Source organism: Candidatus Seribacter sulfatis, from assembly GCF_964187635.1.
Lineage (GTDB): Bacteria > Verrucomicrobiota > Verrucomicrobiia > Opitutales > Seribacteraceae > Seribacter > Seribacter sulfatis.
Window position 1 is genome coordinate 41,076 of sequence record NZ_CAXLMO010000038.1, and the last position, 21,544, is coordinate 62,619.

Annotated in this window: 27 protein-coding genes; 23 read left to right on the forward strand and 4 right to left on the reverse strand. The window is 40.7% G+C overall.

The annotated features are described in order from the left end of the window. Positions 1–19 precede the first annotated feature (19 nt). Entirely contained in the window at positions 20–1,942 is a 1,923-nt protein-coding gene (gene dxs, locus ACKPQ5_RS04425; protein ID WP_407677890.1) for a 1-deoxy-D-xylulose-5-phosphate synthase, read from the reverse strand. Beyond that, a complete protein-coding gene (gene xseB, locus ACKPQ5_RS04430) occupies positions 1,942–2,196 on the reverse strand; it encodes an exodeoxyribonuclease VII small subunit (RefSeq protein ID WP_407677891.1) in 255 nt (84 codons plus the stop codon). Before xseB ends, dxs begins: the two co-directional genes overlap by 1 nt. Before the next feature lie 216 nt (positions 2,197–2,412). Between xseB and ACKPQ5_RS04435 the strand changes: the two genes are divergently transcribed. After that, positions 2,413–3,690, forward strand: coding sequence for a M48 family metallopeptidase (locus tag ACKPQ5_RS04435; RefSeq protein WP_407677892.1), 1,278 nt, complete (start codon positions 2,413–2,415; stop codon positions 3,688–3,690). A gap of 6 nt (positions 3,691–3,696) precedes the next feature. On the opposite strand, the gene ACKPQ5_RS04440 is transcribed toward ACKPQ5_RS04435, so the two are convergent. Next, positions 3,697–4,152: a VanZ family protein gene (locus tag ACKPQ5_RS04440; protein WP_407677893.1), complete on the reverse strand. Its 456-nt coding sequence runs from the start codon at positions 4,150–4,152 to the stop codon at positions 3,697–3,699. An 86-nt stretch (positions 4,153–4,238) separates the two neighbouring features. Here ACKPQ5_RS04440 and ACKPQ5_RS04445 point away from each other — a divergent pair, with 86 nt between their 5' ends. After that, on the forward strand, positions 4,239–4,823 hold the full coding sequence (locus tag ACKPQ5_RS04445; RefSeq protein ID WP_407677894.1) for an FmdB family zinc ribbon protein: 585 nt from the start codon (positions 4,239–4,241) through the stop codon (positions 4,821–4,823). Between the two features lie 41 nt (positions 4,824–4,864). Continuing rightward, complete coding sequence (locus ACKPQ5_RS04450) at positions 4,865–5,236, forward strand: toxin-antitoxin system YwqK family antitoxin (RefSeq protein ID WP_407677895.1); 372 nt, start codon at positions 4,865–4,867, stop codon at positions 5,234–5,236. A 21-nt stretch (positions 5,237–5,257) separates the two neighbouring features. Here ACKPQ5_RS04450 and ACKPQ5_RS04455 read toward each other — a convergent pair whose 3' ends face one another. After that, complete coding sequence (locus tag ACKPQ5_RS04455) at positions 5,258–6,838, reverse strand: ATP-binding protein (protein WP_407677896.1); 1,581 nt, start codon at positions 6,836–6,838, stop codon at positions 5,258–5,260. Between the two features lie 214 nt (positions 6,839–7,052). On the opposite strand from ACKPQ5_RS04455, the gene flgB reads away from it, so the two are divergent. The 20 genes from flgB to ACKPQ5_RS04555 all read left to right on the forward strand — a co-directional run bounded on the left by flgB (position 7,053) and on the right by ACKPQ5_RS04555 (position 21,541). Next, positions 7,053–7,442 (forward strand): flagellar basal body rod protein FlgB, encoded by a 390-nt coding sequence (gene flgB, locus ACKPQ5_RS04460; RefSeq protein WP_407677897.1) that lies wholly within the window; start codon positions 7,053–7,055, stop codon positions 7,440–7,442. A gap of 17 nt (positions 7,443–7,459) precedes the next feature. Beyond that, a complete protein-coding gene (gene flgC / locus ACKPQ5_RS04465) occupies positions 7,460–7,894 on the forward strand; it encodes a flagellar basal body rod protein FlgC (RefSeq protein ID WP_407677898.1) in 435 nt (144 codons plus the stop codon). 8 nt (positions 7,895–7,902) lie between these two features. Then, positions 7,903–8,319 carry a flagellar hook-basal body complex protein FliE gene (gene fliE / locus ACKPQ5_RS04470; protein ID WP_407677899.1) on the forward strand — a complete coding sequence of 139 codons (417 nt, stop codon included), beginning with the start codon at positions 7,903–7,905 and terminating at the stop codon, positions 8,317–8,319. Between the two features lie 25 nt (positions 8,320–8,344). After that, positions 8,345–9,913: a flagellar basal-body MS-ring/collar protein FliF gene (gene fliF, locus ACKPQ5_RS04475; RefSeq protein ID WP_407677900.1), complete on the forward strand. Its 1,569-nt coding sequence runs from the start codon at positions 8,345–8,347 to the stop codon at positions 9,911–9,913. Positions 9,914–9,931: 18 nt separating this feature from the next. Beyond that, positions 9,932–10,975, forward strand: coding sequence for a flagellar motor switch protein FliG (gene fliG / locus ACKPQ5_RS04480; RefSeq protein WP_407677901.1), 1,044 nt, complete (start codon positions 9,932–9,934; stop codon positions 10,973–10,975). Then, a complete protein-coding gene (locus tag ACKPQ5_RS04485; protein WP_407677902.1) occupies positions 10,962–11,642 on the forward strand; it encodes a FliH/SctL family protein in 681 nt (226 codons plus the stop codon). The genes fliG and ACKPQ5_RS04485 overlap by 14 nt, the downstream gene beginning before the upstream one ends. Then, positions 11,635–12,960, forward strand: coding sequence for a FliI/YscN family ATPase (locus ACKPQ5_RS04490; RefSeq protein ID WP_407677903.1), 1,326 nt, complete (start codon positions 11,635–11,637; stop codon positions 12,958–12,960). Before ACKPQ5_RS04485 ends, ACKPQ5_RS04490 begins: the two co-directional genes overlap by 8 nt. Further along, a complete protein-coding gene (gene fliJ / locus ACKPQ5_RS04495; RefSeq protein ID WP_407677904.1) occupies positions 12,957–13,409 on the forward strand; it encodes a flagellar export protein FliJ in 453 nt (150 codons plus the stop codon). The genes ACKPQ5_RS04490 and fliJ overlap by 4 nt, the downstream gene beginning before the upstream one ends. Before the next feature lie 2 nt (positions 13,410–13,411). Next, complete coding sequence (locus tag ACKPQ5_RS04500; RefSeq protein WP_407677905.1) at positions 13,412–14,083, forward strand: hypothetical protein; 672 nt, start codon at positions 13,412–13,414, stop codon at positions 14,081–14,083. A gap of 9 nt (positions 14,084–14,092) precedes the next feature. Beyond that, positions 14,093–15,040, forward strand: a complete 948-nt coding sequence (locus tag ACKPQ5_RS04505) for a hypothetical protein (RefSeq protein WP_407677906.1) — start codon at positions 14,093–14,095, stop codon at positions 15,038–15,040. A gap of 24 nt (positions 15,041–15,064) precedes the next feature. Next, positions 15,065–15,490, forward strand: coding sequence for a flagellar hook capping FlgD N-terminal domain-containing protein (locus ACKPQ5_RS04510; protein ID WP_407677907.1), 426 nt, complete (start codon positions 15,065–15,067; stop codon positions 15,488–15,490). A 6-nt stretch (positions 15,491–15,496) separates the two neighbouring features. Then, positions 15,497–16,348 (forward strand): flagellar hook-basal body protein, encoded by an 852-nt coding sequence (locus ACKPQ5_RS04515; protein WP_407677908.1) that lies wholly within the window; start codon positions 15,497–15,499, stop codon positions 16,346–16,348. 25 nt (positions 16,349–16,373) lie between these two features. After that, the gene (locus ACKPQ5_RS04520; RefSeq protein ID WP_407677909.1) at positions 16,374–16,913 is read left to right on the forward strand and encodes a flagellar basal body-associated FliL family protein; all 540 of its coding nucleotides are present in this window, start codon (positions 16,374–16,376) and stop codon (positions 16,911–16,913) included. Positions 16,914–16,924: 11 nt separating this feature from the next. Beyond that, positions 16,925–17,938, forward strand: coding sequence for a flagellar motor switch protein FliM (locus ACKPQ5_RS04525; RefSeq protein ID WP_407677910.1), 1,014 nt, complete (start codon positions 16,925–16,927; stop codon positions 17,936–17,938). Then, positions 17,931–18,179: a flagellar motor switch protein FliN gene (fliN, locus tag ACKPQ5_RS04530; protein ID WP_407677911.1), complete on the forward strand. Its 249-nt coding sequence runs from the start codon at positions 17,931–17,933 to the stop codon at positions 18,177–18,179. The genes ACKPQ5_RS04525 and fliN overlap by 8 nt, the downstream gene beginning before the upstream one ends. An 82-nt stretch (positions 18,180–18,261) precedes the next feature. Next, positions 18,262–18,594 carry a flagellar biosynthetic protein FliO gene (locus ACKPQ5_RS04535; RefSeq protein WP_407677912.1) on the forward strand — a complete coding sequence of 111 codons (333 nt, stop codon included), beginning with the start codon at positions 18,262–18,264 and terminating at the stop codon, positions 18,592–18,594. Between the two features lie 86 nt (positions 18,595–18,680). Continuing rightward, a complete protein-coding gene (gene fliP, locus ACKPQ5_RS04540; protein WP_407677913.1) occupies positions 18,681–19,382 on the forward strand; it encodes a flagellar type III secretion system pore protein FliP in 702 nt (233 codons plus the stop codon). A gap of 15 nt (positions 19,383–19,397) precedes the next feature. Continuing rightward, positions 19,398–19,667: a flagellar biosynthetic protein FliQ gene (locus ACKPQ5_RS04545; protein WP_407677914.1), complete on the forward strand. Its 270-nt coding sequence runs from the start codon at positions 19,398–19,400 to the stop codon at positions 19,665–19,667. After that, a complete protein-coding gene (locus tag ACKPQ5_RS04550) occupies positions 19,664–20,428 on the forward strand; it encodes a flagellar biosynthetic protein FliR (protein ID WP_407677915.1) in 765 nt (254 codons plus the stop codon). The genes ACKPQ5_RS04545 and ACKPQ5_RS04550 overlap by 4 nt, the downstream gene beginning before the upstream one ends. A gap of 3 nt (positions 20,429–20,431) precedes the next feature. Next, positions 20,432–21,541: an EscU/YscU/HrcU family type III secretion system export apparatus switch protein gene (locus ACKPQ5_RS04555; protein WP_407677916.1), complete on the forward strand. Its 1,110-nt coding sequence runs from the start codon at positions 20,432–20,434 to the stop codon at positions 21,539–21,541. Positions 21,542–21,544 lie beyond the last annotated feature (3 nt).

Here is a 21,544-nt window from a genome sequence, read left to right on the forward strand (position 1 = left end):
CGCTAAGCAATTTGTATTTTTAAGCAAATATTGGAGCAGACAACTGATCTTCGATTAAGAGAAATGCCTCGATCGATTTCGTTAGACTTTCTTGATCCAGTCCTACTTTACTTCTTAATTCATGAACCGAGTTTCCGTGTTCAATGAATTGATCAGGCCAACCAAATCGTTTAACCGCAGTTGTGGTATTATTCTTTTCAAACACCTCAAGAATACTAGACCCGAATCCACCCATGAGAACATTATCTTCAAGCGTAACGATATATTGGTGAGATTCTGCATGTTTGAGTAAGTTTTCTTCGTCTAGGGGTTTGATAAACCGTGCATTTACCACTGAGATTTTAATTCCGTATTTCTCTAACAAGTGATCGGCAATATGCAGTGCGGTTTGAACAAAATCCCCAATCGCCCAAATCGAGCAGGTAGTACCTTCCCTTAGAATTTCAGCTTTTCCGATTTCAAGAGGGACGGGTTTATCCTTTCGCTTAACGCCTACTCCTTCTCCGCGAGGATATCGGACAAAGGAGGGAGATCCAGAGGTTATACCGGTCGCCATCATGTCCTGTAATTCGTCCTCGTCCTTGGGTTGCATAATAATTCCATTTGGTATGCAGCGCAGGTAGGATATATCAAATAACCCATGATGGGTGGGGCCATCATTAGGAGACAGTCCGGCACGGTCTAAGCAGAAAGTAACTGGAAGGTTTTGTAAGCAGACATCATGAATAATTGGGTCATAAGCCCTTTGTAAAAAAGTGGAGTATATTGCACATACCGGAAGTTTACCTCCAGTTGCCATACCAGCTGCTAAGAGGACTGCATGCTCTTCAGCAATACCCACATCAAAGAAGCGTTCCGGAATTGCCTTGTGCAGGGCGTCCAATCCAGTACCGCTTGGCATTGCTGCAGTAATACCGACAATATTTTCATTCTCTGCGGCCAATTTGGATAGGCATTCTCCAAATACATCTTGGTATTTGGGCGGAGAAGTGGGAGAGGAGGGTTTACTTTGTCCTGTTTGCTTGTCAAAAGGTCCGGATCCATGCCATTTTTCCGGTTCTTCCAACGCCACGGGAAACCCTTTTCCCTTTTGGGTAAGAAGGTGAAGAACAATGGGTTCGTCGGAAGTTTTGGCAAATTCAAAAAAGCGAACTAACGACTGTACATCGTGTCCGTCAATTGGACCGAGGTAACGGATGCCCAGTTTCTCAAAAATACTTGAGGGTGCAATTAATTCTTTTGTGTCTCGCTTCGCCTTCGATAGAAATTTCATCAGTGAAGGACCACCGGGAACTTGAGTGAGGAAACTTTCCGCGTCTTTGTGTAATCGAGTGTAAGCGGGATTGGTTATTAATTCGTTGAAATACTTGGAAAACGCACCCACATTTTTGGCGATTGACCACTCATTATCATTCAAAATTAATATGAACCGTTTAGTCGAACTGGCAATGTTGTTCAAAGCCTCCAAAGTAATTCCACAGGTAAATGCGGCATCACCGGCTACCGCAACAACATGTTCGTCCTTTTGATTAAGGTCACGTGCAATGCAACGTCCAAGAGCGGCAGAAAGGGCAGTGCCTGCATGACCGGCTCCAAATGCATCGTGCTTGCTTTCTTCCCGGGAAAGAAATCCACTTAATCCGTTTGATTGACGAATTTTTTCAAACCGCTCGTCATTTCGTCCGGTAAGTAGCTTGTGAACATATCCTTGGTGGGAAACATCCCAAAAGAAAGAATCCTGTGGAGTATCAAAGGCAAGATGCAAGGCAACAGTTAATTCGACCACGCCAAGGTTGGGACCAACATGCCCTCCGTTTTGAGAAGTAGCATCAATAATTCTGTTTCGAATTTCTTGGCAAAGAATTTCGATCTGTTCGTAATCGAGCTTTTTTAAATCAGCTGGACTTGATATTTCTTTTAAAATCTCAGAATTATTTTCCATCACACCATGTCCTCAAAATCTTTTTTGATTAATTCTTTGTCCTTTTCCTGAACTTCTTTGATGTTCATTTCTGCAGCCTCTATTTTTTCTCGGCAAAGTTTTAACATTTTCACGCCAGTTTGGTAGTGCGTAATTAAAGAGTCGAGTGGAGCCTCACCGGACTCCATACGTTGAATGATTTCTTCAAGGTTTGCCAAGGCCTGTTCGAAAGAAAGCTCTTCTTGAGCTGCGGACTGTTTTTCAGGAGTTCCCATTTTATATGAATTTTTCTATAGCATTTTTACTTAATCGCAATTCAAATAGAATTAGTTGAACATCGGCATGGTTGGAAAAATACTAAAGTAGTTTTTTCCAAATGCTGATCGCTTTCTTTTTATTTTCCAACAATGTAATTGCAATCACGCTTACTATTATCACGACGAACTGAGAAAGAGTTTTTGGGGGCTCTATAGTCGACAACTTTAAATTGAATGGATAGATTAGAAATAATGACTGATTTGCAAACGATTATAGTGGTGTTGGCAATATGCCAATTTTTATTTGAGTATTTTCTCAAGGTTCTGAACGAGAAGCATGTGGCTAATTTGATCGAAGCTCAACCGGAGGAATCGAAGTCATTGATGGATGACGAGACCTGGAAAAAAGCGAGTAATTATTCAATCAGTAAGAGCCGGTTTTCAAGGGTAGAAGAGATTTTTGGTTTCGTGGTCTTCTTTCCGGTGTTTTTATATGTCTTGCCCTCAGTATTTGAAATTTGGCCGGTGACTCTCCTCGATTCAGTTTGGTGGGGGGCTTTTGTGGCAACTGCATTGCTAAATGTTCTACAAATACCGGGGCTGTTTTTTGACTGGTATAATCAATTCACATTGGAAGAAAAATTTGGCTTTAATAAATCGACAAAAAAACTATGGGTTACGGATAAGGTAAAGGGAATAATTTTGGGCTTTGCTCTTTCCTACCTTCTGTTGGCATTATTGATCTGGTTGTACCGGACAATCTCAGCGGCATCGCCTGAATATTGGTGGGCCGCTGCATTTGTGGTGTTTTTTGGTATACAGCTTTTAATGATGGTACTGTACCCCAAGTTAATTCTTCCCTTATTTAATAAGTTGACCCCGTTGGAAGATGGTGAATTGAAGGATCGACTAATGGCCCTATCCGATAAGACCGGATTTAAGGCAAATACAATTGAAGTGATCGATGGAAGTAAGCGGTCGGGGCATTCGAATGCTTATTTTACCGGTTTTGGACGATTTCGCCGAATTGTATTGTATGATACACTTATCAAACAGATGTCTATTGAAGAGATTGAGGCGGTACTTGCCCATGAGGTGGGACATTATAAAATGGGCCATATTCCCAAGCGCTTGGTGATGTCTTTTGCGATGGGATTAGCGGGCTTCGGGTTAATGGGGTACTTGCTCGAAAGTGCCTGGTTTTATAAGGGACTGGGCTTAGATGTTAGTTTAGTTTCCTCTTTGAGTCCCTTGATTATTGGCTTATCCCTGACACTAGGCTTTTTTACCTACTGGCTCACTCCAGTCAGTAATTTATTTTCTAGAAAACACGAGTTTGAAGCCGATCATTTTGCAAAAATTGCAGTAGGGGGGGAGGAGCCGTTAATTTCTGCCCTGAGAAAACTGTATGTCGAAAATTTATCCCATCCATTGCCTCATCCATTAATGGCAGGATTTCATTATTCTCATCCGACCCTGCTCGAAAGAGAAGGAGCGATGAGAAAAAATTAGACTGTATTACGGTGAGAGTGTACCGAATTTTCGGCATAGGATGGAATGTGTGATTAAGCCAAGAAATACTCCTGCCAAATTCATGATCAAATCGCCAGGGGAGGGGAAACGATCGGGAATAAAAGCCTGTGCCATTTCATTAATAATTCCATATAGCGTGGCGATATAAAATGCCTTGCACTTAAGAGCTGAAAAAAAGGAACGAATTGGTCCGAGGTACCAGGACCATAACCAGGCAAGTCCATAAAAGAGGGGCAAGTGACTTAGGTCCTGCAGCCAAAAAGGGTAAGCAAAGAGTTCCTCGGAAAAGCGGACAAAAAGTTCATTTGCATCCAGCTCCTTTAGACTGTCTGGCTTGGGGAAACCGGTGAGCACTTGTAGAAAAAAAGTATAGCCCAATGGCAGGGCAATCCAAAGCTTACTGGGTGGTGGGTTGCTCCAAAAGTGGAAAATTGTCTTCATTGCAGATTCGAAAAGATTGCTAGCGTAAAAACTTTACGTCATTGATTTGTTTTAAGTTAGTATTTAACTAGTAGAACTTTTATATTATGCCAATCTATGAATTCATGAGTCGAGAGACGGGAAAGATTTATTCATTCTTTGCCCACTCCACTTCATACTCGGATAAAACGCCTGAATGCCCCGATGGAAAAAAGTATAAGATGGAAAAAGTGATGTCGGGGTTTTCGATTACCGGGAAAAAGGAAGAACCTCAGGAAATGCCCGAGCAAGATTCAGGGGAAGATCCCAATGATCCATTTGCAGGAATGGACCCCAATCAAGCAGAAAAAGTAATGAAGGAGTTGGAGGGTGCCATGGGAGGAATGGACGAAGATAACCCAGACCCCAAACAAATGGGCCAGTTGATGCGCAAAATGTGTGAGATGACCGGGGAAACAATGGATGAACCAATGGAAGAAGTAGTACGCAAGCTCGAAGAGGGAGCCGATCCGGATGAGTTGGAAGATCGAATGGGAGATTTTTTGGGAGATGATGAACAATCGCCTGCACTGCCCGCAGGAGAAGAGGGCGCCTCACAAGAAACGATCAAGTCGAGATTGAAGAAGTTGATGAAGGCAAAAATCATTCGCGACCCAGAACTTTATGAATTTTCAGACTACCTAAAAAATTGAGAGATTTCTGTACTCGATTTCTCCCACCTGTCTGGATCTCTTTGCTGCTCTCTTGCGGAGAGGATATTAAAGAAGAAACTCCCCGAGAAATTCCAACTGAATGGATCGGAAAGGAAGAAGATTTTCAAAAAGAATTTATAGTCGAACCTGATGATAATCTCACAATTCTTTTGCACCGGGAAAGTGCAGTTCCGTTTGCAGGTAAGTTAGAAAGAAACGGATCTAAATTAAATACAATTCAAACATTTGACGGTGGTCGCTTGAACGGAAAGAGTATTAAAAAATCAAAAGACGGTTCTTGGGTGGAAGCAAATTACTTGGACGGACGGCTTCATGGAGAAATGATCTTTTATGGGAAAAATGGAAAAATAAGATCCACACTGCGTTATGAGAAGGGAATTTTAACCAAGTGAAATAATGTGTAATTCAAAATTTTATTGATTGGTCGTTTTAATAAAAGCCCGGGTAGCTCGTTTTGCACGTTTCACATTTTGAGAGGGCTTGTCTTCTTCATCTGTTTCTAATGGAAGAAATAAGAAAAATGTAGTCCCTTTTCCCTTCATCGTTGAAAATCCAATTAATCCATTGTGATCTTCGATGAAAATTTTGGCATTATATAACCCAAATCCTGAACCGCCTCCTGAAGACTTTGAAGTAATGAATGGATCAAACAGGTTTTTCTCAAGTTCTGAAGGAATACCTTTCCCATTATCACTTAACGCCAGTTCGGCACCTTCTGCAGGGGCGGTTGTTTTATTTCCAACGGCTCCCTTCATGATTAATTGTCCTTTTTTGACTTTCCTTAACGATATTTTAATTTTCCCTGTTCGGTCGATTGCATCCCTTGCATTGATTACTAAATTAAGTATCATCTGCCTAAAGCCAGTCTCTTCAATAAATGCCGGCATGGTCTGAGTGCCAAAATCGGTGGTTATCTTAGCACTTCTTGGTATTATAATATCTACTAAGTCCATTTGATCTTTTAGTAATAATCTCAGATCGTGAACGGTTCGTGAAGCAGCTTTCTCTCGGTGTAAATCAATAATTCTACGCACTAATTTTTGGGCCTGCATTGCACTTTTCTTAATCTGCCCCAGTCCTTTGGCCATTGGGTCGTCCTTGGCCATCATGCCATGATAAAGTTCGCTAATTGAATAAATTCCTGCCATCAGATTACTAAAGTCGTGCACTAGGCCATTTGTGAGTGTGGCCAAGCCTTCCCGCCAAACAGAGTGAGATAATCTGTGCTCGGCGATCGCTTGCCTTGTTATATCAACAAAAACTCCATCATATCCAAGAAGTTTGTTGGTCGCAGTAATTATGGGGGTACGAACATCTAATAAATAAATAATCTGGCCCGTCGGTGGAATAGTTACTCGGTAGGTAAAACTAAAGGTTTCCGGGTTTTTTCCGTTGGTATTTAATTCTTTCAAAAAGTGTTCTCTGTCCTTTTCGAATATTTTGCTTAAAAACAAGCCGCCATTACGAGCCAGTTCAGTGTGTTCGGCTGGAAATATTTTTTGGATTCCCCGTGACAAATAACTAAAGGTCATGTCCGGCCTTTGCGTAAAGAAAATCCCAGGGAAGTTGCTAATATAGTCGGATAGTCTACTTTCAGCCTTTTGAAGCCTTATCAAGGTGTTTGCCAGTGCCCGGGGGTCATTCATTAAATCGCCCATAAATGCCTTTTTTAAAGAATCATGTGGCGCAAGGGCAGGGGACAGAGAAATTACAGAGTTGTGGGAATAACTTACATTTTGAAAGTGAATACCAACTGACGAACGGTGACTTTCTGGAGACAAGGGGAAAAAACACTCGAAGTCTTTCCGATGAAATTCTTTCGGGAGCAGGAGTGACCAACTTTTTTCTAGAGAAAGAAAAAAGGGTCGGAAGTTTTCTCCGATTAAGTCTTTGGCTCCCTTTCCTGCCCAAGATGCAAATGCGTCGGAAACTTTTTCAATCTTTCCCTCTGGAGTTAAGCCTACTTGACAATTTTCAAAATTTGGTGATTTCACTAGAAATTCAAGTAAACATTAAATTACCGCTGAAGAAAAGAGAGAACGACGGCTGAGAGCAAAACAAGAGATTTATTCCTATCTCGGAAAAAAATGCTAGGTTTAAAATCAATTTGCTACACTTCATTTCGATAATTCTAAGGATTTATTCCTTTAGACTCTTAGTTTAAGGCGGAAATACTATTTGGCACAAGTATTGCATTGTGTGTGCCACATGGCAGTCGTACTCGATAATTTATATAGTCAGGAGAATTACCTAATCTCCAAAAAACTCCTTGATGCAACTCATTTGCGTCACGAGGCACTTTCTAACAATATTGCGAATGTAGAAACGCCTGGTTTTAAAAGAAGAGACTTGCCTAAGACTTTTTCGGTTGAACTGAGAAGAGCAGTGGATAGGAGCGATTTTCGTCGGGTGAAAGGACTCCTTCCTCGAAGTGTAGAAGACCGTCAGGCTAAACCCGTACGGATGGATGGCAATACGGTACAAATCGACGAAGAAATGCTCGCGATGAACCGTAACGCCTTAAATTATGAATATCTGACTGGTGCAGTAGGTGGTTCCATTAAGGAATTAAACAAAGCAATTAGAGGGCGCGTCTAAAATATTTTATTATGAGTATGAATCTAATACCGGGGATCGAATCAACTGGCAGTGCATTATCTGCGGAGAAGATCAGGCTTGAAATTATCGCCCAAAATATAGCAAACTCGAACACTACACAGGATGCTTCGGGAAATGTATATAAAAGAAAAGAGGTTTCCTTTGAAGAATTTATCAAAACTCCCGAGCGAAGAGTCCCTGGTTTTGTGGATGAAAATCTTTATCAAGGAGTTCGAGTCACTGATGTGTTTGATGACCAAACCCCAGGTCGAATGATCTTCAACCCTGGCCATCCTCATGCAAATGAAGATGGTATGGTCGAAATGCCCAATGTGGATGTGTCCCGCGAAATGATTGATTTAATAAGTGCTTCACGTGCGTATGAGGCTAATTTAACTGTTGTCAAAACTTCCCGTCGATTAGCCCAGCAAGCTCTCGCGATCGGTCGATAATTTATATTGTGAACGAAATATCATCACTTCCTAGTCTGAGCGACCTGCTCACACAAAATTCTAATCTACAGGCCAACAAGCAACTCGACCGTTTTGCCAAAACGAGTGAATTGGGTCAAGGCTTTGGTGCGAAAGAAGCGCAGCAAACTAACGGTGTTGATTTTGTTCCAATTGATAAAACTTCCCCAACCGATCGAGTTACTGCGCCCGGTTTCTCTCAAATGTTTGAAAACTTTGTTAAAGGGGTTGATCAAAAGAAGAAAATTTCAGCCCGTGAAACTCAGGATCTTATTCTCGGGAAATCTGATAACATCCATGAAGCAGTTGTTAAATCACAGGAAGCAGGTGTGGCATTTAATTTGATGATCGAAGTACGAAATAAACTGGTTGAGTCCTACAAAGAATTAATGAGGATGCAAGTTTAGTGTTCAGTCACTTTAGTTAATTTATATGAAAGAACGATTTAGTAAGCTTGCCGAACTTTGGAACGGCTTGAATTCAAGCAGAAAATTAACCCTCGTCGTAGCCGTAGGTGGAATTTTGCTTTTGAGTGTTGGTATTCTCTCTTGGTCAGGTGGAGGCACTTCAATGAGAGTTTTGGTAAGCGGAGCTGATGCCGATGACCTAAGTGATGTGGTTGATGTGTTAAGATCAAATCAAGTCGAATTCGAGTACAGTGAGAATGGTGACACAATATTAGTACCTGAAGACAAACGTGCAGCTATGAGAATGGAACTTGCAATGAAAGGTCTTCCAAGAAGCGGTGATGTGGGTTTTGAAATTTTTGATGAAGGAAATTTTGGGATTAGTGATTTCGTGCAGCGGACAAATCACACACGCGCCATTCAAGGCGAATTACAGAGAACTATTGCAATGATGGATTCGATTAAGTCGGCAAAAGTATTTATTGTTAAACCAGAAAATAATCTTTTGCTCAGCGAAGATCCTAATGATAGACCAAGTGCGTCAGTTTATGTAGATACCGGTGGAAGTACGCTTGACAAGGCCAATGTAAATGCAATTCAGTTTCTTGTATCCAATGCCAACAAGGGAATTAATAAATCGAATGTAGCGGTGATGGATAATCAAGGGAATCTTCTTTCTGAACAGGGAGAATCTAGCGGTGCAGCAGGTATCGCGGGTCAGATGATGAAGGCCTATGAAGCACAGGAACGCCGATTGGAAACAAAGATTGAAACTATGCTTGCTAAAACAGTCGGAAGGCAAAATGTGATTGCACGAGTTTCAGTGAATTTAGATACCAAATCAATGACAGAATTGGATGAAAAGTTTGATCCTGACGGCCAAGTTCCACGAACTTCGACCACCGATAAGGATATGGCTACCACTGTCGAGACACAGCCACAAAATAACGCAACAGGAATGGGTGCTAATGTTCCTAATGTTAGTCAGGATGCGACACAACAAGACCCCATAATGGCAAAAAGTGATGAGTCCAGAGAGTCTAAAACCACAGATTTTGAGATCAGCAGGAACCTGAAAGAAACAGTGCAGGAACCGGGCTCTATTATTAGCCGAAGCGTAGCGGTTCTTATCGCGAAGGGTGAGTCACCAAGAACTGCAGAGGATATTGATGTTATCCGAGAAGCTGTAATTAATGCAGTGGGAGCTAGATTCAACCTTGAGGAAAGCGAACTTCTTACTCATGTTTCTGTGAAAGAAGTAGTTTTTCAAGACCCAGCGATTGGCGGTATTGGGGGGGAGACATTAGATCAGTTTCAAAACTTCGTTGATAAATATGGCCCTCATGTAAAGACTCTAGTAGGTGTAATCCTAGCAATTGCATTGTTTATTGTCTTCATTACGATGCTCAAAAGATTCAAGCCCAATGAGGCTGAGGTACAAGTTTTGGATGAGGATGATCAACAACTTCTAGCTGGTACAAGAAGCCTTGGCAGTGGATTGACTCCAGAACTTCTTAACGACTTAATTCAGGAAAAACCTGACAATGTTGGAACAGCCCTCAGGAGGTATTTAGAAACGGGTTCCTCCTCCTAACTGCAAATTTTTTGAACGATGGATGAAGTAACCGAAGAAGATTCCGTTTATGACCGCTACTCCCGTATGTCTAGGCATCAAAAATTGGGTCTTCTTATGATCGCCCTTGGGCCTGAAGCATCCGCAACACTCTTAAAACGTTTTGATTCCAAGGATTCTGAAGGAATCTGCAAAGAAATCGGAAACTTTCCAATTGTGGATCAAGAACTCAAGGATTGCGTGCTGGATGAATTTTCTGAAATTATTGAATCAAGTGTGAATTCAAACCTTGGTGGATTGACATTTGCCCAAAAGACCTTGGAACTTGCCCACGGTGACTACAAAGCGAATAATATGATGAATCGAATCGCACCCGTTCGAGAATCACTTGATTTCATGGATGACATTAAAGAAATGGACTCCGGTCAGATTTACAATGTTCTTCGCTTCGAGCAACCCCAAACGATTGCTTTTGTTCTCGCTAATGTGGATGCAGATAAAGGTTCTGAAGTTCTTCAAATGATGGCACCTAATGTCCAGGAGCAAGTAGTGGAAAGAGTCGGTTCCATGGAGACAACTCCAATAGATCAGATTGAGGTTGTTGCTAACACATTGGGAGCAAGAATGGGCAAGAAAGGACAATCGCCTCGCGTAAAAACGGGTGGAGTAAAATCCGCCGCTGATTTACTGAATTGGTTCGACAAGGAAGAGGGCAAGGAATTACTCAAAAGTATTGAGAAAAGAAACCCTAAATTAGGCGGTTCCATTCGACAACGGATGTTCCGTTTCGAAGACTTGGTACGTCTCAGTCCTGGTGATGTGAGTAAAGTCACGAAAGAGGTGGATCAAGATGACTTAGTTATTGCACTTAAAAACGCTTCTCCTGAACTCAAGAAAATAATTTATTCGACTATGTCCAAGAGAGCAGTTGAGGCGCTTGAAGAACAACTTACTTTTCTTGGACCTAAACGCTTATCTGAAGTGGAATCTGCCCAAGACCGAGTGATACAAATTGTACGCGAACTCGAGGAGGACGAGGAAATTATTCTCGATACCGGAGGAAGCGACGTTGTCGTACAATAGATCCATCAATTTCCCGAAACCACTCAGTGGATTCAAGGTAGATCATATTGGCGATCCGTCAGTTACAGCGGCTCAATCGAAAGAAAATTCGTTAAATGAGTATAATCGTGGAAAAGCAGAGGCCACCGCTTTCTATCAGGCTGAAATTTCAAAATTACGAACTAACTACGCGGATTCTCAGTCTAAGTTATTAGCGAGTATTGATACTAAAACAAACGAGGTTATTGCAAAACTTGACCACCGACTTCCAGATTTGGTCATCGGGCTTGCGGAACGTGTTCTTGGTCAAATCTCCTTGGATCGTAATGCGATAGAAGAAATCGTCCGAAGCATGGTTTCAGAATTTTCAGGTGAAGACGAGAAACTCGAAGTGTTTCTTTGTCCGCAGGATTTATCCTTATTGAAATCGATGGCTGATTCTGAAAAGCCTGCAGTTGAAGAGGAAAAAGCTGAAGATGAAGAAGGCTTTGCATCTGCTATTGCTGGTATTTTTGATGGATTAGATGGGGATGATGCTCTTCTCGAAGGTTACCCCAATGTTAAATTTTTTGAAGACCCTTCTTTACAGTCTGGAGATTGTCAGATCAAGAGTCGGTTTGGTCTTCTGGATGGCCGGGTTTCGACAAAACTAAGAAAAGTGGAAGAGGAGCTTAAGCGAAATGATTGAGTCACTTGATGAGAGGTTCGCCTTTATGGAGGACGGAATTAAGGGGGTTAGAACTTACGATAAAGTGGGAACTGTACGTCGTGTAACGGGTCTCATTATTGAATCTGAAGGTCCTGAGGTAAGTATCGGTCAAGTCTGCTCAATTGTTTCGGATAGACATAAGGATAAAATTGAAGCACAGGTGGTCGGGTTTAGAGATAATTTTGTCCTTCTAATGGCTTTGGATAGTGTCCATTTAATTCATCCTGGATGTAAGGTGACGTCCCAACGTAATAATAATTTTGTCCCTTGTGGACCCGCGTTACTCGGTAGGATTATTGATGGGATGGGAAGACCGATAGACGGAAAAGGCCCACTTCTTACACCTCGGCGAGAGGGCTTTTATGCTGAACCTCCCAACCCGTTGAGTCGTTCAATGATCTCAGAACCCTTTACTACGGGAATCAAATCAATTGATACTTTTATTCCACTTGGTGTTGGTCAAAGAGTCGGGATTTTTTCTGGTAGTGGCGTAGGGAAATCAATTCTGCTTGGAATGATTGCACGAGGTTCTGATTCTGATATAAATGTAATCTCTTTGGTCGGGGAACGTGGTCGTGAGTTAAGGGAATTCGTGGAAAAAGATCTCGGTCCAGAAGGAATGAAAAAAACTGTAATTGTAGTTTCTACCTCCGATCAACCTGCCCCGATGAGAATACGGGCTTCTATCTTAGCGACTGCAATTGCCGAGGGATTTCGAAACGAAGGTTCAAAGGTTCTTCTCTTAATGGATTCCTTAACTCGTTTTGCAATGGCACAGCGCGAAATTGGCCTTGCCGCAGGAGAACCCCCAGCTTCCCGTGGATATGTTCCTTCCGTTTTTTCTTTATTGCCAAAATTACTGGAAAGAACCGGTACGAGTGATTCGGGAGCAATTACTGCTATTTACACTGTTCTAGTCGAGGGAGATGATATGAATGAACCCGTTGCAGATGCAGTCAGGGGTTTTCTCGATGGACATATTGTTCTCAGTCGTAGACTTGCCAATGCTAATCATTTTCCTGCTGTGGATGTGTTGCAAAGTGTAAGTCGTTTAGATCGTGCGGTATGCAATGAGTCGGAGATTCAGATTATTTCTGAGGCTCGAGATTTACTTTCTGTTTACAAGCAAAATGAAGACCTTATCAATGTCGGTGCCTATGTTAAAAAGAGTAACCCTAAAATAGATCGTGCGATTGAGAAATTCGACAGAATCGATTCATTTCTTAAACAAAGATATGACCAAGTTTCGACTCGGGAGTCCTCTTTTCAACAACTTTCAGAAATTTTTGGTTCATGAAAGCATTTACTTTTCGTCTGGAGACTCTTTTGCACCTTCGTGAAATGTCTAAAGAGAAGGCAATGAAAAATTATGCGCTAGCGATTTCAAAACGTGAGAATGCTGAGATTGATTTAAAAAATGCCGTAAAGAGTCTAGAAATCCTTAATAAGGATATTATTGTTAAAAGAACTTCTGGATTTTCTGGTCATGAACAAGAGAATTTCAACCAATCTATTAATCGAACGAAAGGGGAGATTATTGATTTCAATTCGAAGCTTGCTGAATCAAAAAATATAGAATCTGCTAACCGTAAAATTTACTTGGAGGCAGACTCCAATTGCAAGAGTTTACTGAAGCTTAAACAGAAGAAAAGAAGCGAACATTTGAAAACAGAAGAAAAAAAAGAAGAAACAGAACTTGAGGACATCATTGGTGCTCGGTTTGTTTTCAACAAAACTAGTTATTAATTATGAAAATATCACCCATTATTATTGTTATATTAGCTGTATTGCTATCAGTCGGGGCCGCTGGTTTTATGGTAGTACTTAGCTACGATGATTTGTTTAAGCCCAAACCTGAGATAAAGGCAGAATTTACTAGTGTTGAATTTGATGCTGATGATACTAGCTATTCTCCTGCAGAAACTCATTCGATGAACCAATTATCCAAAGAGTTGGCTGCATTGAAGGAAAAATTACTAGAAAGAGAAACTGAGCTCGACTCGCGCGAATCTGCGATCGCAATGGACTTAGAAGCACTGGAAAAACAGAAAAAAGAGATGAATCAAATTCAGGATGATCTGTCTGCTCGTTTAGCTGATTTTGAAGCAAGGCAAGGGCAGGATTTAAGTGAGGAAAAATTAAAAGAATATAAAGACACATCTAAGAGATGGGTTGAAATGGGTCCGGAAGTTGCGACTGTAGAGATCCAAAATTGGAGGCAAAAACGGAGGTTTGAAGAAGCCCTGACCATATTTGAACTTCTCAAAGCGGAAGACAAAGCTCCGATTATTTCTTTTATGTACAACAGCGATGAAGATTCTTTGATCGAATTGGCTGATGCACTATCAATGAGAGATCGTGGTTTGCTTCCTAGCTTAGACTTAGGAGATCTTGCCCCAACTGGCATACCTGCAAACTAGGTTTTATTGATGTCAGATTCTCCGCAGATTCAAAGTCTTGGTAATGGTCATTCCACTCCCAAGCATCAGACAATTGGCAGGAACGGATCATTTTGGATGCCTAAAGATTCTCCTGATATTAAACAGACTAGCACTTTGAATTCCAAATCTGGTAAGAATGATTCTTCTGTTCCTCCCAAGACAACCAATTCACATTCTTCGAAGCAAAGCTCCAATCTTCATTCTTCCAACCGCTCCAATGTTAGCTTTGAAAGAACAATTTTGTCTGAGTCTAGCAAGATTTCACCTCGAGTATCTTCACCCAATAATTTTGCCACCAAACAAAACACAAACCCGACAAAGCAAGACTTAGTTAAACCTAACCTTTTTCAACCATCGATAACTGCTAAGAGTGTCAAAGCATCTGCTCTTAATACACGTCCTACTGTTATTTTAGTTCCCAAGGAACCTATTAAAAACCCAATATTCAATGAACCAACCCATAGGTCAACGAATCGGGATAATCAAAACCAAGATAGTAGAAAAAAGAACAAGGATCATGGCGCAAAAAATGCTCAATCCTTAAAGTCAATGAATCTCAATGATAAAGAATCCTCTGTTTTGGAGGTTGGTGCATCGAACTCTTCGACTTCTGATTCTTCAATTGTTCTTAAGCTAGTAAATCTTATTAGTAAGGCTGTTTCGCCTCGAGTATCATATACCAACAAATTTTCAAAGAAAGTAGTTCGTTTTGCAATTGATTTACCCAGTGGAGAGAAATTGGGCGTGCGAATAGAAAAATCTGAAAAAGGAGTTTCTTTATGTTTTATTGCTCCTGATGAGAAAACTAGAAGTATGCTCGATCTTTGCCAAAAGGGGATTAAGCAGAAAATAGACTCAGACCAAGAAATTGAGGTTAATGTTCATGTATTTTCCGATTATCAAGAGATGGATAACTATTTTCTCAAAGCAGCTTAAGTTTAATTTTTACAAAATAACATTATGATAGACGCAATTGCAGCAACCCAAGCGAATCAAAACCCCCGAGCATCAACAGCATCTGATGCGTCCAACTCTTCTAATTCTGCCATGCAGATGGAAGACTTTCTTCAGTTGCTAACAAGCCAAATTAGTAACCAGGATCCACTTGAGCCAATGAAGGATACCGAGTTCATTTCTCAAATGGCAAACATTGCTTCATTGGAACAAATGCAGCAGTTTACTAAAGGTTTTGAAACATTTGCTGATTCTCAGAAAGATATGGTTGCACAAGCTTATCTTGGCAAAATGGTCAATATTTCTGAGGAAGGACAAGATGTTACCGGTTTGGTTGATTCTGTTGAAAAAAATGAGGATGGTAAAATCTTTGTTACTGTCGGAGATAGAAATTACCTCCCTGCGAACATCACACGCGTGAGCAATCCATAATCGTAAATGATTGCTTCATTACATAACGGTGTAACCGCTCTTAAAAGTCTTACTCAGGGATTGCAGGTTCTTGGTAATAACATTTCTAATGTTAATTCGCTCGGGTACAAGTCTTCTAGGGCAAACTACTCGGATAATTTTTATTTACACATGAACGATGCTGAATCTGGTGCGGGGGGGATACCAAGCAACAACATTCAGCAACATGGTACTGGCGTTCATGTTGGTTCAATATCTTCCGATTTTACTCAAGGAACTGTAGAGATTACTGGTTTGGACTTGGATTTAGCGATCCAAGGCGAAGCACTTCCGAATGGGGGCGGCTTTTTTGAAATTGCAGATCCAGTGACTGGCGAATTGTTTTATACTCGAGCGGGTGCATTTGAATCAACTGTGGAAGGATTTGTTGTTACCCGAGATCAATACCGATATCAATTACAAGGATTAGATGGTCCTTTAGTTGTAGGAACACAAGAGGGGGAAACTCTTCTAGCCCGTAGGGTTGAGGAAGATGGTAAAATCAATTTAGTAGTAAATAAAGACGGAGCAGATGAAATCAGAGGTTCAGGTCAAATAAAACTTAATAATTTTCTCTCTCCTCAATATCTAAGAAGGGTAGGGAACGGATTTTATTCAAATGGACAAGCCGGTCAAAACATTGCTGGTATTAGTGATAACGCAATCCCAGCAACAGGCTCAAACGGTAAGCTCAAACAGTACGCTTTAGAATTGTCTAATGTTGATCTGACTAACGAGTTTGCTGCCATGATTTCTCACCAGCGTTCTTTTCAGGCTGGGTCTCGTGTTGTTACTACCTCTGATATGATTCTCTCTGAAGCCGTTAACCTTAAACGATAGATCTTAACCTTTATTCCCTAACGATATGTGTGCCGCTCAACTTGACGAACTTCCTGAAACCACTGAGGTTCCTGCCCCTAAGGCAGGTGGTGGTAACTTAATTCCTGCTCTTATAGCAATCATTCTTGCCCCTGCTCTAACAGTCGGTGCAATGTTTTTATTGATTAAGATGAATAAACCGGAGGAGACTATAAAACCTCAAATAACTGAAGGTGGTCAACCCTTAGATATGGAACCATCGGGTGAGGAGAAGATTTACGAACTCAATTCTTTAATTACTAATCTTGGTGGGCCGATTAAATCCCGTTATATTAATTTGGATTTGAAATTAGAGGGTCAGGCAGGTGACTTTGAGAAAGTACTCGATATGAACCAACACAGGATTCGTGATAAAGCACTCGCTATTATGGGTGGCTACACATACGAAGATGCCCAGCTTGACGGTTTTCAGGAAAGAGTTCGAGTTGATTTAAAAAAGGGCTTTTCTTCCATTCTACGCAAGTACCGAGATGGAGAAAGCGATTTGATCCGACAAATTTACTTCACCAACTTTGTGGTCCAATAATCTGATTTTAAATGTCTTCCGATCCCAATTTTAAAGACGAAAGCTTCGATTTAAGCGAACTGCAAGGTTCTGCTGATGGACAGCCTGTATTCAACTGCGACGGTGAAAAAATCACCGATCTTTCTGCTGTAAAAATTAAAAAGTATGACTTTACCAATCCCATTGTACTATCGGATGCGGATTTGAGTAAGTTGAAAACCAAGTCAGAGCAGTTTGTATATTATTTAGCGGGTCACCTCTCGATGTTTTTGAGGACAGAGTTTAACCTTGAATTAGAGGACTTAACGGCTGATTTATATGCTAACTTTACTCAGTCCATAAAAAATCCTTCCTGCATAACTATGTTTAAGCTGCAGGAGCTAAATGGAGTTTGTTTATTAGATGTTAATTCACATTTATCCGCAACAGTAGTAGACCGTATTCTTGGCGGTCGGGGTTCTACAAATCCAGAAGAGCGTGGATTGACTGATATAGAAAAAGCTCTTGTGGAAGATTTTAATCAAATCATTTTAGAAGAATGGTGTAAGCAATGGCAAAATACAATGTCACTTACTCCGAGTATTATTGGAACGGAAAGTTCCGGGAAATTCCTGCAAACATCACCATCAGATGCGATGATGTTAATTATGAGTATGGAGGCATCATTTGGCGATGTATCGGGCCCGATGAGAATTGCGGTTCCATATTACACCTTAGAACCAGTTGTGAGTCGTTTGTTAAATGCGGTTTCTTCTACTGAGAAACAGGCAGTTAAACCTCCCCGATGGCATGAGATTTATGATGAAATTCCCGTTTCAGTTTCAGCAGAATGGGATGCTTTTGAGTTGAGCTTAAGAGATCTGTCCAATTTAGAGGTAGATGATGTTATCGAGATGTCACCTGCCTTAATTGAAATGACAAATTTGAGAATAGAAGGAAGGACCTGCTTTATCGGTGAGATTGGTATAGAATCTGATCAAGTTGCTTTTCAGGTGAGTGAGAGTATTGTCGAAGCAGTAAAATTAATCGGAAAAAAACATGGATAGTAAAAAAATGGATATTGTGATGGATGTGAAGGTAAGTGTCACAGTCCAATTAGGAACGGCAGAACTTCCAATGAAAGAAGTGGTAGAACTTAGCCCAGGTGCTCAAATTCAATTGAAGCAAAATGCCAAAGACCCTGTTAGCTTATTGGTTAACGGAAAACTTATTGCCCATGGTGAAGTTGTTGTAATTGACGATCGGTTTGGACTTAAGATTACCGAGATAGTTGATTCGGCATCGTGAATCTCCTTGTCATGCTTTCTTCTGCGAACCGCAGTTGAATGCATATCTTTAAAATTTTGAAATGATGTTTTATCATTTTGCCGTGTCTCCTTCATTTGTTAATACAGATGCAGAAATGCTTTATTTATGGATCCGCGTAATTGGGTTTATTGGAGTTTTAGGTGCAAGTGCCTATTTCCTCTCTATTTACGCTAAGAAAAAAAGGACGAGAGTAAGCACGATTAAAGAAGGTGAAATTGTTATTGCTGATACCTGCTCTCTTGGTAATCGGCAGTTTTTAATGGTGGCTCAATATGGAGGTGAAAAACATCTTTTGGGAGTGAGTTCAAGTTCGATTAATCACTTGGCTAAATTAGACAACCGATCCCCAGCAAGTAACGATTTAACCTCAGATTTAGGAGAGGAGACTAGTTGAAAAAAGTATTGATAATATTGAAGAGAGTAAGACTTCTTGCGTTGATCTTGTTGGGGTTTGTTTTCTTCAGCTTTTCGCATACTTGCTTGGACGCACAAACTACTGGTACTGGAGCTCCAGGTCTTCGAATTGATGTAACTGGTTCAAATGACGAGGGGGATTTTGGAGTTGCGATACAACTTGTTGTTGCAATGACAATTTTGTCCCTCGGTCCCTCTGTCATCATGATGATGACCTGCTTTACCAGGATGATTATCGTGTTAGGTTTTGTCAGAAATGCCATCGGCGTTAATTCTGCTCCCTCTAGCCAGATAATTGTCGGATTAGCATTATTCCTTACTTTCTTTGTGATGGGGCCAGTTTGGAATAAAATTTATGACGACGCTGTAACTCCCTACATGTCTGCTACTATGAAATCAAGTGATGCACTTATGGTAGCAACTGCACACATGAAGGATTTCATGATGAATCAAACTCGCCAGCAGGACGTGCAATTTTTTCTCGAAATTTCAAAGCAGGGTGCGATGACTCGGGATCAATTACCTTTGAGCATTGTAGTTCCTTCCTTTGTCCTTAGTGAATTACGTACTGCGTTTCAGATGGGTTTTCTAATTTTCATACCATTTATTATCGTGGACTTTATTGTCGCATCCACCCTTATGTCTATGGGGATGATGATGATGCCGCCCGTAGTAATTTCAATGCCGTTTAAGTTGTTACTTTTTGTGCTGGTGGATGGATGGTATTTGGTCATTCAATCTCTCGTTAATAGTTTTAATATCGCGTAGAGGGAAGACTAGTATATGACAATGGAACTAGCAGTGGACATAATGAGAAACCTGTTGCAAACTGGACTCATCTTGGCAATTCCGATCCTTGGCACTGCTACTGTTGTTGGTCTTTTAGTTAGTTTCATTCAGGGTATTACCAGTCTACAGGAACAGACGCTAACCTTTGTGCCTAAGTTAGTTTGTGTTTCTCTCGCAATTGTTCTTTCTGCTAATTTTATTTTAAAAACTTTAACAGAATTCTGTATTTCCATGATTAATATGCTTCCAACTATGGCACAGTGACTATTGAAGCTAGTCAAATTATTGTTTGGGTACTTGTTTTTTTAAGAACTGGAGCCTTCTTTATGGGGATTCCATTATTTGCAGGCAAAATGATTCCTACAAAAATTAGAACTGCATTTGGCTTACTTCTTTCCTTGTTAATTAACCCGGTGGTTCCTGCCAACCTTGAGATTGCAAATCATTTTGTTGGGGCAATTGTCCTGTCCATCAATGAGATATGCATTGGCTTATTGTTGGCCATGATAGTTCGAATGGTATTTTTTGCCGTTGAACTGGCGGGTCACCTGATCTCCTACGAGATAGGACTAATGGCAAGTAACAGTGTAAACCCTTTACTAGGATCTACTGATTCAACTGTTACCTCTCTTTTATATTATTTCAGTCTTCTTGTTTTTTTTATCAATGGGATTCATTATGATGTACTCAAAGCTTTTGTTTTAACTTTCGAGATTTTCCCTATTGGCACATTCTTTTTAACCGCGAATCCAACTGCCGATTTTGTTTCAGAAGTCTCTCATGTATTTGTACTTGGGACACTTATTGCCGCCCCCTTTATTGCGTTGAACTTTTTAATTAATATATCTTTTGCAGTTCTTGGAAAAGCCGTTCCCAAAATGAATGTGTTTATGACCAGTTTTTCGGTGCGAATTTTATCTGGTCTAGTATTACTAGTTTCTTCAATCCTTTTGATCACTTCATATATTGTAGATAATAGTAAACGGTCGGTTGAGGTTATGTTGAAAATAATTCAGCCAGGATAAATAATGTCAGATGTAGATAAAAGCTCTAAGACGGAACCACCTACTGCTAAGAAGTTATCAGAATCTAGATCGAAAGGACAGTTTGCGAAAGCACCTGAAATTGGGATGACTTTGACCATGCTAGCGGGACTGGTTGTCATTTTGTTTTATGGACCGAGTAAGGCACTGGATGTTATGGCTTTTACAAAATCAATAATGCAGAACCTTCATACAATAAAAGCTACGCAGGAGGGAATGGCGACTACATTGCAAGGTGCATTTATATTCCTTGGGGTTATTGTTTTTCCTATGTTAGCTTTGACCTTTATTGCGGCATTTGTGGCGGAGGGTTTACAGACGGGTTTTCGCCTCACTCCCAAAGCGATCGAGCCTAAATTAAGTAAGTTTAATCCAATTAGCGGCGTCAAAAGAATCTTTGGCTTAAAGGGGTTGAAGGCTTTTATGATTGATTTTATGAAGTTTTCTATAATTGGGACGGTTGTTTGGCTAACTTTAATTATTTTTTTTGATGATCCTATTTTCTATGCTCCTATCCCCATTAAGCATCTACCCATTTTTATTTATGATTTATTTGTGACAATGTTCGCAATTTTAGTCCTTCTTTTACTGATTATCGCGATCATCAATTACATGATTAAGAAGAAAGAAAATGATGAAGAGATGAAGATGACTAAGGATGAGGTGAAAGAGGAGACTAAAAGTAAGGAAGTCGCACCCGAAGTAAAATCGGCCCAGCGCAAGAAGGCAATGGAGATGCTTTCTGGTCAAAACTTGATGGATGTTGGTACCGCTGATGTAGTAGTGACCAATCCCACCCACTACGCAATTGCCCTTCGTTATGAAAAGGGCATGGATCTTGCTCCTGTTGTTATCGCGAAAGGAGAAAACATATTGGCTAGAAGAATAAAATTAATTGCTGCAGAGAATGATGTGCCCACCATTGAGAATAAACCAGTGGCCCGTGCACTCTTTTTGCTTGGGCGCATTGGCGAACCTATCCCTCTCGATTTTTACCAAGTTGTTGCAGAGATCTTAGCTCAAGTCTACAAGTCTCATGCTTACTATTATCACCGATTGAAGGCTAGGCGGCTGCTCGCAAAACCAATTGCATAATTT

Coding starts and splice junctions, on each gene's coding strand:
- dxs (WP_407677890.1), bottom strand. CDS start 1,942: ATGGAAAATAATTCTGAGATTTTAAAAGAAATATCAAGTCCAGCTGAT.
- xseB (WP_407677891.1), bottom strand. CDS start 2,196: ATGGGAACTCCTGAAAAACAGTCCGCAGCTCAAGAAGAGCTTTCTTTC.
- ACKPQ5_RS04435 (WP_407677892.1), top strand. CDS start 2,413: ATGGATAGATTAGAAATAATGACTGATTTGCAAACGATTATAGTGGTG.
- ACKPQ5_RS04440 (WP_407677893.1), bottom strand. CDS start 4,152: ATGAAGACAATTTTCCACTTTTGGAGCAACCCACCACCCAGTAAGCTT.
- ACKPQ5_RS04445 (WP_407677894.1), top strand. CDS start 4,239: ATGCCAATCTATGAATTCATGAGTCGAGAGACGGGAAAGATTTATTCA.
- flgB (WP_407677897.1), top strand. CDS start 7,053: ATGGCAGTCGTACTCGATAATTTATATAGTCAGGAGAATTACCTAATC.
- flgC (WP_407677898.1), top strand. CDS start 7,460: ATGAATCTAATACCGGGGATCGAATCAACTGGCAGTGCATTATCTGCG.
- fliF (WP_407677900.1), top strand. CDS start 8,345: ATGAAAGAACGATTTAGTAAGCTTGCCGAACTTTGGAACGGCTTGAAT.
- fliG (WP_407677901.1), top strand. CDS start 9,932: ATGGATGAAGTAACCGAAGAAGATTCCGTTTATGACCGCTACTCCCGT.
- ACKPQ5_RS04490 (WP_407677903.1), top strand. CDS start 11,635: ATGATTGAGTCACTTGATGAGAGGTTCGCCTTTATGGAGGACGGAATT.
- fliJ (WP_407677904.1), top strand. CDS start 12,957: ATGAAAGCATTTACTTTTCGTCTGGAGACTCTTTTGCACCTTCGTGAA.
- ACKPQ5_RS04500 (WP_407677905.1), top strand. CDS start 13,412: ATGAAAATATCACCCATTATTATTGTTATATTAGCTGTATTGCTATCA.
- ACKPQ5_RS04505 (WP_407677906.1), top strand. CDS start 14,093: ATGTCAGATTCTCCGCAGATTCAAAGTCTTGGTAATGGTCATTCCACT.
- ACKPQ5_RS04510 (WP_407677907.1), top strand. CDS start 15,065: ATGATAGACGCAATTGCAGCAACCCAAGCGAATCAAAACCCCCGAGCA.
- ACKPQ5_RS04515 (WP_407677908.1), top strand. CDS start 15,497: ATGATTGCTTCATTACATAACGGTGTAACCGCTCTTAAAAGTCTTACT.
- ACKPQ5_RS04520 (WP_407677909.1), top strand. CDS start 16,374: ATGTGTGCCGCTCAACTTGACGAACTTCCTGAAACCACTGAGGTTCCT.
- ACKPQ5_RS04525 (WP_407677910.1), top strand. CDS start 16,925: ATGTCTTCCGATCCCAATTTTAAAGACGAAAGCTTCGATTTAAGCGAA.
- fliN (WP_407677911.1), top strand. CDS start 17,931: ATGGATAGTAAAAAAATGGATATTGTGATGGATGTGAAGGTAAGTGTC.
- ACKPQ5_RS04545 (WP_407677914.1), top strand. CDS start 19,398: ATGACAATGGAACTAGCAGTGGACATAATGAGAAACCTGTTGCAAACT.
- ACKPQ5_RS04555 (WP_407677916.1), top strand. CDS start 20,432: ATGTCAGATGTAGATAAAAGCTCTAAGACGGAACCACCTACTGCTAAG.